The organism is Bifidobacterium colobi (assembly GCF_018555455.1).
Classification (GTDB): Bacteria; Actinomycetota; Actinomycetes; order Actinomycetales; family Bifidobacteriaceae; genus Bifidobacterium; species Bifidobacterium colobi.
The window spans coordinates 302,342-314,603 of the sequence record NZ_JAFEJU010000002.1; the positions used below are offsets into that span (position 1 = coordinate 302,342).

The 12,262-nt window shown below is 58.7% G+C and carries 7 protein-coding genes and 1 pseudogene; all 8 read left to right on the forward strand.

Annotated elements, in window-relative coordinates:
- The first annotated feature begins 106 nt into the window (after positions 1–106).
- The 8 genes and pseudogenes from alr (at position 107) to JS530_RS03550 (ending at position 12,124) form a co-directional block, all read left to right on the forward strand.
- On the forward strand, positions 107–1,465 hold the full coding sequence (alr, locus tag JS530_RS03520; RefSeq protein WP_214375831.1) for an alanine racemase: 1,359 nt from the start codon (positions 107–109) through the stop codon (positions 1,463–1,465).
- 538 nt (positions 1,466–2,003) lie between these two features.
- Positions 2,004–3,290, forward strand: coding sequence for a deoxyguanosinetriphosphate triphosphohydrolase (locus JS530_RS03525; protein WP_214375832.1), 1,287 nt, complete (start codon positions 2,004–2,006; stop codon positions 3,288–3,290).
- Positions 3,291–3,348: 58 nt separating this feature from the next.
- Positions 3,349–5,439 carry a DNA primase gene (gene dnaG / locus JS530_RS03530; protein WP_214375833.1) on the forward strand — a complete coding sequence of 697 codons (2,091 nt, stop codon included), beginning with the start codon at positions 3,349–3,351 and terminating at the stop codon, positions 5,437–5,439.
- A 176-nt stretch (positions 5,440–5,615) separates the two neighbouring features.
- Positions 5,616–8,354, forward strand: a complete 2,739-nt coding sequence (locus JS530_RS03535) for a transglutaminase domain-containing protein (RefSeq protein ID WP_214375834.1) — start codon at positions 5,616–5,618, stop codon at positions 8,352–8,354.
- Between the two features lie 236 nt (positions 8,355–8,590).
- Positions 8,591–9,466: a pyridoxal 5'-phosphate synthase lyase subunit PdxS gene (gene pdxS / locus JS530_RS03540; RefSeq protein ID WP_214375835.1), complete on the forward strand. Its 876-nt coding sequence runs from the start codon at positions 8,591–8,593 to the stop codon at positions 9,464–9,466.
- A 1-nt stretch (position 9,467) separates the two neighbouring features.
- Positions 9,468–10,106, forward strand: coding sequence for a pyridoxal 5'-phosphate synthase glutaminase subunit PdxT (gene pdxT, locus JS530_RS03545; RefSeq protein ID WP_214375836.1), 639 nt, complete (start codon positions 9,468–9,470; stop codon positions 10,104–10,106).
- Between the two features lie 215 nt (positions 10,107–10,321).
- Positions 10,322–10,555 (forward strand): annotated as a pseudogene (locus JS530_RS11060) (GntR family transcriptional regulator); the annotation flags it as partial.
- Between the two features lie 66 nt (positions 10,556–10,621).
- The gene (locus JS530_RS03550; RefSeq protein ID WP_425350849.1) at positions 10,622–12,124 is read left to right on the forward strand and encodes an aminotransferase-like domain-containing protein; all 1,503 of its coding nucleotides are present in this window, start codon (positions 10,622–10,624) and stop codon (positions 12,122–12,124) included.
- Positions 12,125–12,262 lie beyond the last annotated feature (138 nt).

The following is a 12,262-nucleotide window of genomic DNA, read 5'->3' on the forward strand; positions in this document are numbered from 1 at the left end:
GATAAGGGTCATGTATGTGTAACTTTTGGGTTACTTTTCGTTCAAAGTTTGCTGAAATATGGCCAGCCGGCGCACACGTCATATTGTCGCGCAAGAATAGGGACTCATGAGCATGAATGCAGCACCTGACATTGATTTTTCCGGCGAGCAGGGCAAGGCCAATTACGCGGCCGCCCGTCGCCAGTACCCCGCGCAAGCCATTGTGGACCTGAAGGCCTTGCGCGACAACATGGCCCACTTGGTTTCCGTGGTGGGTGGCCCGCACTCCGGCACCGCCGTGATGGGCGTGGTCAAGGCAGACGCGTACGGCCATGGTCTGCTGCCGGCCGCTCTGGCCGCCTTGGCGGGCGGCGCCACGTGGCTGGGCACTGCGCAATCGCATGAGGCGCTGCTGCTGCGCAAGCTCGGCATCGGCCCCGACCGCTGCCATATTCTAACTTGGGTGTACAACGGCGCCGAAGTGCCGTTCGACGAGCTGATCGCCGCCGATATTGATGTGTCCGTCGGCTCCCTGCCTGGTATTGATGCCGTGGCCGCCGCCGCCCGTAAGCTCGGCAAGCCGGCTCGCGTGCATGTCAAGGTTGATTCCGGATTCGGCCGCAATGGCTTTACCCCGGCCGGTTTCGACGCGGCGCTCGCCAAGCTGGTGCCGCTGGCGAAGGAAGGCGTGATTGAGATCATCGGCCAATGGAGCCATCTGGCCGTGGCTGATTCGCCGGACGTGCCGGAATTCGTGGCATCCACCGACCGTCAGATCGAAACGTTCAAGGATTTCACCCGCCGTATGGAAGCCGCCGGTATTCCGCCCGAGATTCGCCACTTGGCCAATACGGCCGCCACGCTGGATCGTCCGGAGATTCACTTCGAACTGACCCGTCCGGGCATTGGCCTGTACGGTTACGAGCCGGACCCGGCCATGGGCACTCCACGCGATTGGCATCTGACGCCGGCCATGCGCCTTCAGGCACAGCTCGGCACAGTCAAGGATGTGGAGGCTGGCCACGGCATCTCCTACGGTCGGACCTATCTGACGCCGGACAACACATCCACCGCCATCGTGCCGCTCGGCTACGCGGATGGCATTCACCGTTCGGCTTCCGGTTTCGATATGGAAGGCGCCAAGCACGTGGAGAAGGAAGGCGGTCCGGTGCGCATTATGACCACCGCCGGTCCGCGACTGCTGCGCGTATGCGGCCGTGTGTGCATGGACCAGTTCATTGTGGATCTGCACGGGTCCGCCGCCGAGCTTGGCGTACATGAGGGCGACACGGTGGAACTGTTCGGCCCCGGCCGTGGCGAGGATTTCGCCGAGCCTACCGCCGACGATTGGGCTCGTGCCGCCGACACCATTAGCTATGAGATCTTCACGTGCCTGAGGAATCGCATTCCGCGCCTCTACGAGCACGCTGCTGAGGTGCTGCCACCTGAGGATTTGGCGAAGCTCGACGCGTCGACGCTGCTGTAGCCGACGCTGCTGTGAGGCCGGTTTTCGTGCCGTGAGGTCGGTTTTCGAGATTTTACCGCGCTGAGGACTGCTCAGCGCGGTTTTTTCTCGAAATAAGTGGCATCTTCGAGATTTCACCGCGCTGAGGACTGCTCAGCGCGGTTTTTTCTCGAAATCAGGCCCGTCCTCGAGAATTCACCGCACTGAGAGTGAGTCAGTGCGGTAAATTCTCGGGATTAAGGATTATTTCGAGATTTTACCGCGCTGAGAGGGGAGCGAGGGGGCGGACGTCTTGTAACACGCCGAGAGAGTGTGGAGGCACAGATGGAAGCCATAGAACCTGTGACGTGTTTTGAGGGGTACGGCGGCCGTAGAACCTGTGGCACGTTTTGGGGAGACGGCGGCCATAGAACCTGTGACGTGTTTTGAGGGAGACGGAAGCCGTAGATGCTGCGACACGTTTGAGAGGTATGGGAGTCATAGAACCTGTGACGTGTTTTGAGGGGTACGGGGCTCATCGATATCAGTGAAACGGTGGCGGCTGGCTTATGCTGGGCTTATGGAAACAACGCGGGATGGGGAAACAGTACTGACGAACGAGGGCTACAGCGCCTTTGACGAGGAGCGCTGGGCTCCGGAGCCGCCAAAATCGAAATCGCGCACCGCCTTCGAACGCGATCGTGCTCGATTGATCCATTCATCGGCATTGCGGCGGCTTGGTGCCAAAAGTCAGATTCTGATTGCTGGTACCGATGACTTCGCCAGGACACGCTTGACCCATACGCTGGAAGTGGCCCAGATCGGTCGTCAGATCGGAGCATTGCTCGGCTGCGACCCGGATGTGGTCGATTGCGCCTGTTTGGCCCATGATTTGGGGCATCCGCCGTTCGGCCATAATGGCGAGAGAGCGCTCGCGGAAATCGCCAAGAACATCGGTGGTTTTGAAGGCAACGCCCAAACCATGCGTATTCTGACCCGGTTGGAACCCAAGGTGTTTCATCCGGATGGCCGTTCGGCGGGCGTGAATCTGACCCGCGCCGCTTTGGATGCCGCGGTCAAATATCCATGGACGTTAGCCGAGGCCGACCGGCATCCGAAAGGGGAGCGGTCCAAGAAATTCTGCGTCTACCCGGACGATGAGCCGGTATTCCGCTGGTTGAAGCGCAACGCTCCCAAAGCCGCGAAACCGATGGAATGCCAGATCATGGATCTTTCGGACGACATTGCCTATTCAGTGCATGATGTGGAGGATTCCATAGCCACTGGGGCATTCGACCCGATTGTATTGGCCGATCCGCAGATTCTCGACCACATCATCGAGCAGACGCGTGCCTGGTATGGAGTGCAATGGGATGCCGACAAGCTGCTCGCCGCGTTCATGCGATTCCGCCGTGAACATGTGTTCCCCGCGCATTTCAACGGGTCGCGCCAAGCGTTGGCGCAGCTCAAAAACATTACGTCGGATCTGATTGGCCGATTCTGCTGGTCGGTGGAAACCGCCACCAGAGACACGTATGGGGAGGGTCCGCTGACCCGGTATTCCGCGAATATCGTGATTCCCGAAGACACCAGTTATGAGATCGTGGCGTTGAAGGGCATTGCCGTCTATTTCGTGATGGCGCCGCGCGAACGTGAGCCATTCCATCAGGAGGAGCTCAAGATCGTCGAAGACCTCATCGATGTGCTGATGGCTGATTCGCCCGCCCCTTCGGACGTGTTGGAAAGCCAGTTCCTGGCCGATTGGAACGAATCCACCAATGATGACGAGCGCTTGCGCGTGGCCATCGATCAGGTGGCATCCTTGACCGACGGTTCCGCGCTGGCATTACATTCGATTCTGTGTTGAGCGCAAGAAGAGGGAAAATTTTTACCCTGTCCGTAATCAGGCGGTACTCTAGAGACTTATGGTCGGGATGATTAAGAAAGAAGACGTTGAGAAGGTGCGCGCCGCCGCGGACCTGTATGACATCGTATCTGCGACCGTGACGTTGAAGCCCTCGGGTACCGGTACCTACGTGGGTTTGTGTCCTTTCCACGATGAGAAAACCGGCAGCTTCAACGTGCGTCCCTCGCTCGGTGTCTGGCATTGCTTCGGCTGCGGACTGGGCGGCGACGTGTTCAAATACGTGGAGCAGTCCGAAAACATCGACTTCCGCGAGGCCGTGGAGCTGCTCGCGGATAAATACCATATCGAACTGCACTATGAGAACAGTGGCAATGGTGCGGGTCGTCCGGATGGTACCGGCTCCAAGCGCACCCGCCTGCTGGAAGCCTGCGAGGAAGCGCAACGCTTCTTCGTTTCCCAGATTCTGACTCCGGAGGCATTGCCGGCTCGCAAACTGCTCGGTGGTCGCAACTTCTCCCAAGCCGACTGTGAACGATTCGGCTGCGGTTATGCGCCGCAAGGCTGGGATAATCTGGTCCGTCATCTCGCCTCCAAAGGATTCACGCAAAAGGAGATTCTGGATGCCGGCTTGGCTCGCCAAGGCCAGCGCGGCATTTATGACTATTTCCGCGGCCGTGTAACCTGGCCTATTCGTGATTCGACCGGGCGTACGCTGGGTTTCGGCGCACGCAAACTGTATGAGGATGATCAGATCGCAGCCAAGTACATCAATACACCGGATACGCAGCTGTATCGCAAAACCCAGGTGCTCTATGGCATCGACTTGGCCAAGTCCGCCATTGTCAAGAAGCGCCAAGTGGTGATTGTGGAAGGCTACACCGATGTGATGGCCATGCATCTGGCCGGTATTGATACCGCCATCGCCACCTGCGGCACCGCGTTCGGCGCCGAACATGCCAAGATTGTGCGCCGTTTGATTGCCGATGATTCCTTGGGTGCGGTGCAATTGGTTGGCCCGCTCAAGGTCAAGGACCAGCCGTTGAGCTCGCGCATCGTATTCACGTTCGACGGTGATGCCGCCGGTCAGAAGGCAGCATTGCATGCGTTCGGATTGGATTCCGCATTCCTTTCCCAGACGTTCGTGGCCGTGGCCGACGATAATCTTGACCCCTGCGACCTGCGCATCGAGCGCGGCAATGAGGCGGTACGTTCGCTGATCGCCCACGCCAAGCCGCTCTATGATTTTGTGATTGATGCCGCCATCAACCGTTTCGACCTGACCTACACGCCTGGCCAAGTGGGCGCGATGAAGGCTGTGGCCCCATTGGTGGCTCAGATTCGAGACCGCTCCCTGTGGGATGCGTACGCGCGTAAGGCCGCCGGTAGAATCGGCGTGGATTTGGAAGTTATGCGCCGCGAGGTAATGGCCGCACGACGCCAGCAACATGTGCGCGATGAAGACGCTTACGCGCCCAAGCGCCGCTTCCAGAATGATGTGCCGCGCGTGGAACCCGGCACCAATCCGTACGCGAATCCTGCGGCGCGGAAGGCGTTGGAACGTCAGGATGCCAAAGAGCAGGCGTATTTCAAAATCGACGATGCCGTGTTCATCGCCGAACAACAGTTCATGGCCACGCTGATTCAAGTGCCGCGGGCCATTGATCGCGGCATGTTCGCGCAGCTCACCATCGATCATTTCATGAGCCCGGTGTTCCGCACGCTGTTTCAGGCGATTGCGGCGGCCGGTGGTTTGCCATCCGACGATACGCCGCAAGGCCTATGGATGCATAACCTCACCAAGGCCGGTGGACCGATGCTCAATCAGGTCATCAACGAACTGGCTGTGATGCCATTGCCGCTGCCGGGAGATGACACCGGCAATGGAGCGCAACCGCCACAACCCAATGTGCCGGGCAATGCCGCCGCCGTGCAGCTGCGTCCCGCCACCAAGGAGGAGCAGCGGTACGCCGCCGAATTGTTGACCCGATTGCTGGATATGGGATTCATGCGTCAGATCGGCTTGGCCAAACGTCGTATGGCGCAATTGCCGGACGGCGAGGAGAAAATCGCTCTGCTTGGTCAAATCACGCGCATGGAAACCGCGCGCAAGGATCTGCAGGCACAGGTGTACGGCAACACCGTCGGTTGATTGCATGCGATGAACGTACGCGAGGTAAACGCGCGTTGTCCTGTGTTCGAATTGCCCGTGGAAAGACTATGGCTGGCAACCATTCGGTGATATGCTCGTGCTCAACGTGGGATTAATGCCGCGCATCGAGCACAACGAAGGGGTTCCCGAGCCATCGGGTTACAGAAGGGCGGATCATGGTAGAACCGCAGCAGCCGAACAACCGGACCAATCAGCCACAGGATAATGGCTTAACCAATGGCTCATGGCCGCAGCAGTACCCTCAAGGGCAACCGCAGCAGCCAGGGCAGTCCTATCAGCCGCAGCAATACCCTGCACAGCCACAGTACCCAGCGCAACCGCAGTACCCTCAGCAGTATCAGGGCGGCCAACAATATAGGCCGCAGTACCCTGCGCAGCCGCAAGCCCCGGCGGCACAGCAGTATCCACAAAACTCACAGCCGCAGTACCCGCCGCAGCCGCAATACTCGCCGCAGCCGCAATACTCGCCGCCGCAGCCGCAGTACCCGCCGCAGCAGCCGCAGTACCAGCCCGCGCAGCAGTACCCGCAGTCGAATCAGGGGCGCAATCCAAACCAGCCCGCACAGCAGACGGTGCCGGCGAATACCGTCGGTCGCGGCAATCGACCGGCACCCGGCCGTCAGCCGCAGTATCAGCCGAAGGGCGGCAAAAAGAAAAGGAAACTGTGGATCATCCCGGTCGCCATCATCGCGATAGTGGCATTGGTGTGCAGCATCGCTGTGGTCGCCGGCCACTTCATGCTCAAGGCGGACGGTGCAATCGATGGCATCATGTCCGATTCCACGCTGCCCACCAAAGAGCAGGCGTATGCCGGCATGCCAAGCGGCAAATACCAGTTCAAGGATCCGATTGCGGTAGACACCTACTATGAGTTCTCCATTAACATGAAGCAGCCGGTCAAGATTCGCGACAGTGTTGCGGTCGGCCAATCCCAGTTGGAGAACGTGGATCTGGAGCTCAACGATTGCGCCCGCGTGTATCAGGACTCCTCGCTCGGCGTGCCTATTCCCGCCACAGTCAACGCAACCGGGCCATTTGACGCCACCAAGGGCGCCGGAACCATCGACCTGTCCGGCAGCATGGAGCTGCCGAAGGACATGCAGCATGGCGATTCCATAGGCAAGAAATATGGCTTCCTGCCCTCAAACGGCTATTACTACGTGCAGTATGTGGCCGAAAACGGCAAGAAACTCGCCAAGCCGATCGTGCAATTCTTCCGCGTCAAGGAGCATACGGATATCACCCGTTTGCCGCAGGTGAATAATGTGACGCCGGTGGTGAACAAGACCGGTGGCGTTGATATCTCCTGGGACAAGGTGGATGGCGCGAAGTCGTACAACGTGTACGCCTACATCCGCTATCAGCAAATCGGCAAGGAGACGGACGAGGACTACACGCCGGCCAGCTTCACTCTCAAGAAGATTGGGTCGTCCACTTCCACGAAACTGCTCTCCGACGATTACGACAAGCCGACATCCTATAAGGATGATGATGGCTATGTGCGCGTGGTGAAGCAGAATACGGCCTTCCAGTCCGTGGCAAAGGAGCATGAGGACTCCATTAAGCATTGCCAGAATTCCTCGAGTGAGAACTGTGCGCGGATTCTGCAGGATGCCGGCGGCTCATGGGATGCTGCCTCCGCCAACAAACTGTACATCGTGGTCACAGCTGTGGATAAGGACGGTCACGAAGGCCGGTGGCATGCCATTGACGCCAATTCGCTCGTGCCCTCCATCCCTATCGGACTTGCCGAACAGGCACAGATCGATCAGGAATTGTATGGCATGAAGGGTTACTTCGGTGAGGAGAACACCCTCGAAGAAAGCATGCAGAACTATGTGTACACGTTCGTTGAAATGGCGAACGGTGCCACAGTGGCAGTACCCAGCAACTTCAGCGAATTGAAGGACAACGGCAGACACAGCTGGCATTTCACCTACAGTGCTCCCGGTACCAAGATTCAAGACACCGGTCACCTGTATTACGAGGGTGATCTCAACCAGGTCTTCCCGAAGATCACCAAGGCCGCAACCGATGCGTTGCCGAAGGCTGGCGGCGTGCTCAACCGACTGTATTCGGTTACCGACGTGGATTGGACCGGATACGAGAACAAGAAGATCGACTCCGACACCAAGGAGTCGCCGCTCTACACCTACGCCTCCACCACATTCGGCAAGTATCTGGCCAACAATATTTTGAACGGCCACGAGGTGATCGACATCAGCAAGTACGCCAGCGATGCCTATCAAAGCAGTACCGGAGATGTGATGAGCGAGGTGCTGATACAGAATCCGTACATTGCCGTGGTGTCCGATACCGTGAACTACACGGTTCGAAAGAGCGGCAACAAGACAGTGATGTGGGTCAAGTATCCAGACGACTACAAGCAGCGTCAGCAGGATTTGGAGAAGCTGGCCAACTCCGCCAAGGGGCAATTCCAAGGCTCGGATCGCGACAAGGCCATCGCCATCGACCAATATCTGGCCGGCAAGATGGAATACGATTTCGACGCGTTCAACGCTGTTGGGCAAGGTAATAGCAACGCGTTCGAAAGCAGTGACGCCATGGAGAAGTACCCGAACGCATGGAGTACGTACGGTGTGGTGGTAGGCAAGGGCGTGTGCATGTCGTATTCGTACGCGTATCAGGCGCTTGCCCAATCCGCCGGCTTGGATACTCGCGTAGTGGTGGGATCCGTGGCAAATACGAAGGCGGGCCACGCATGGAACTATGTGAAAATCGATGGGCAATGGCTCCTGATGGACGCCACCTGGGATGATGCTGGCAGCACGGCTTCGACTCGTTACCAGTTGAAGGTGCCGTCCGAGGTGACCGACCACTACGCAAGCCCTGAAGGGTGGACCTTGGCTTCCGAGATGCCCCAGTACCAGTAAGTGAGGTTCGCGGGAGCTGCGGCTGATTGGTCGCGGCCGTTGTTGATTGAGTTGATCGAGTTGATTGAGTTGATTGGTCGCGGCCGTTGTTGATGGGGCTAATTGGATGGGTGACAAACCCTCCAATTGGCCCCATCCAAATTGGACTGCTTTGGTGGCCTGTGTGCTGTTGTGTTTGATAATGAGCGGGACGATAAGCCCATTTCATTCACACAGAATCACATAGGGGGATACCAATGGCTGAAAATCGTGCGGAACTCAATCGTAATCTGGCGCAGATGCTCAAGGGTGGCGTGATCATGGATGTCACCACGCCTGAGCAGGCGAAAATCGCTCAGGATGCCGGCGCTTGCGCAGTTATGGCATTGGAGCGTATCCCCGCCGACATCCGTGCGGCCGGCGGTGTTTCCCGCATGAGCGACCCGGCCATGATCAAGGGCATTCAGGAAGCCGTTTCCATTCCGGTCATGGCCAAGGTGCGTATCGGCCACATTGCCGAAGCCCGCATTCTGCAGGCCATCGACATTGATTACATCGATGAATCCGAAGTGCTCTCGCCGGCCGACGACGTGTACCACATCGACAAGAACCAGTTCGATGTGCCGTTCGTGTGCGGTGCCAAGAACCTGGGCGAGGCGCTGCGCCGCATCGCCGAAGGTGCCGCGATGATTCGCACCAAGGGCGAGCCTGGCACCGGTGATGTGATTCAGGCCGTGCGGCACATGCGCACGATGAACAAGCAGATTCACGAGCTGGTCTCCCTGCGCGATGACGAAGTGTACGAGGCCGCCAAGCAGTTGGCTGTGCCGTACGATCTGGCCAAGTATGTGCACGACAACGGCCGTCTGCCTGTGGTGAACTTCGCCGCCGGCGGCGTGGCCACCCCGGCCGATGCCGCACTGATGATGGAACTCGGTGCCGAAGGCGTGTTCGTGGGCTCCGGCATCTTCAAGTCCGGCGACCCGGCCAAGCGCGCCGCCGCCATCGTGAAGGCCACCGCCAACTGGCAGGATGCCGATCTGCTCGCCAAGCTCTCCGAAAACCTTGGCGAAGCGATGGTGGGCATCAACGAAGACGAAATCCAGACCATCATGGCCGCCCGCGGAGAGTGACATGGTTGTAGCTGTTGAATACATTTCCAAAGAGGAATCAGACGACGCCGAAACCGCGACTCACGGCGTAACCGGCATTCTCGCCGTGCAGGGCGCGTTCGCCGAACATGCTGCCGTGCTCGATAAGCTGGGCGCTCCATGGAAGTTGCTGCGCGCCGCCGAGGATTTCGATGATTCCATCGACCGCGTGATTCTGCCGGGCGGCGAATCCACCACGCAGGGCAAGCTCTTGCATTCCACTGGTCTGTTCGAGAAGATTGACGCGCATATCAAGGCGGGCAAGCCGGTATTCGGCACGTGCGCCGGCATGATTCTGCTGGCCAAGAAGCTCGACAATGATCCGAACGTATACTTCGGCGCGTTGGATGCCGTGGTGCGTCGCAACGCGTATGGCCGCCAACTGGGCAGTTTCGCCGCCACCGCGGATTTTGGGCAGCTGGGTTCACCCGACTATATCGCCGACTTCCCGCTGGTGTTCATCCGCGGACCCTACGTGGTATCGGTCGGTCCGGAAGCGAGCGTGGAGACGGAGGTGGACGGTCATGCCGTGGCCTTGCGGCAAGGTCGAATCCTTGCCACCGCATTCCACCCGGAACTGACGGGCGACACGCGCCTGCACGAGCTGTTCCTCTCGCTGTAAGCCGCCCACGGTGTGGCAAACCCCCACGGTGTGGCAAACCCCCACGGTGTGGCAAACCCCCACGGTGTGGTTTTTGAAAATGGCGGAATAATGCCAAAACGCTGATATTTCGCGGTTCCGTAAAACCACACCGTGGAATAATTGCCACATGGTGGAGAGTGGTTGCCGCATGGAAGCGTGTAGAGCGCTACGGTGGGGTGATTAAGGAGGCGATCATGCAATTGCAGTTGAACCGGCGCAGCAGCGTGCCGATGTATAAGCAGCTGGCCGGTGAATTGCGCGAGCAGATCGTCTCCGGCGCGCTCGCCGAAGGCTACCGTCTGCCTCCCGAACGTGAGCTCGCCGCGCAACTTGGTGTGAATCGCACCACCGTGCTGCAGGCCTATCAGCAGCTCAAAGATGAGGCGCTCATCGCCTCCAAAGTTGGCAAAGGCACTTTTGTTTTGCCGCAAAATGCCTCGGTGATTGGCCATGCGGTACGAGGAATGACTGCATCCGGGCGAACGATATCGCCGATATTGGCTCAGAATTCAACGGGTGACGGTGTGGTTGCCCAGACGGATGCGCGGGGGCATACTTCGGCCGCTCAGGTACGGATTGCGCGCCATGAGCCGCTTTCGGATACGGTCGAGCCGACCGTCGTGCGCCCGCCATGGTCGGTGCTGTTCAGCGACTATTCCAATCGCTTCACCTATCACGACATCGCAGCTGCCAATCGCGCGCAGAACGGCAAATCGCTGATCGATTTCGCTACCGGATCGCCTAACCCGGCGGATATACCGGATGATTTGCTGCGCGCGGTGAGTCTGGAAGCGTTCGCTTCGCATGAATTCGATGGGCAGCCGGAGTCACCGATCGAGGGATTCCCGGAACTGCGCGAACTGCTTGCCGCACATATGCGCACACGCGGTGTGCATTGCAATGCGCGCAATGTGATGGTGCTGTCCGGTTCGGAACAGGGCATCGACCTGTGCGTGCGCGCGTTCATCAACCCTGGTGACTGCGTACTGGTGGAACAGTCCACGTTTTTCCCGGCGTTGCAGGCCTTCCGTTCCGCCGATGCTCGCATTGTGGGCGTGCCCATGGATGACTATGGCATGCGGACCGATCTGCTGGAAGGCTACTGTGCGCGATTCCATCCGAAGTTTATTTATACGATCCCAACGTTCCAGAATCCGACCGGTTCGACGCTGCCGGCCGTGCGACGCAAGGAACTCATCGATGTGGCACGTCGCTATCAGTGCCTCATTATTGAGGATGATGCCTATGGTGAGCTGTGGTATGGGGGCGCGGATGAGGCGAGAGCTGTCGCAGCTGACGGGGCGATCCGCGGTGAGGTTGGTGGAGAGAGCTTTGGGGCCACTGGTAGCGGGAACCGCAGCGAGAACCGTGTTGCGGTCGGTGGGGAGAGCCGTGGTGACGCTGGTGGCGAGTACCACAGCGAGAACCGTTGCAAGGCTAGTGACAAGGCTAGTGGCCATAGCGGCCAGCGTCCGGTGCCGTTGAAGGGTATGGAAAACGCGGGATATGTGATGTATTTATCCACGTTCTCCAAAACGGTGACCTCGGGGTTGAGAACCGGGTGGATTGTGGCCGACCCGCATGTGATTGACCGGCTGGCCGCGTTGCGCCGCATGGTCGATCAACATACGAGCACGTCATCACAGCGTATCTGCTTGGAACTGCTCAAAGAAGGCCGCATCGCCGAACATGTGGAAACGTTGACCGCCGCCTACCGTGGCAGACGGGACGCGGCTGTTGCCGCCTTGGAACGGTATGCGGTGCAAGGTATGACGTGGAATGTGCCGGAAGGTGGCTATTACATTTGGGTGACATTGCCCGATGGGGTACGTTCGCTGGATGTGCTCGACCGCTGCCGTGCCGAGGGCGTCACGTTCATGCCCGGCAGCGTATTTGATGTTGATGAGACGGATGATTCACATATTCGCCTGAATATCGTGCATCCGGATGCCGACGATATTGAAAGCGGCATCCGGATGATCTGCGAATCGATGTGATAGTGCCAAATACGGTGGATTTCGAGAAATTACCGCGCTGAGCGATCGTCAGTGCGGCAAAATCTCGAAATAAGTGGCGACCTCGAGAAATTACCGCACTGAGCAGTTGTCAGTGCGGTAATTTCTCGGGCAATGGGT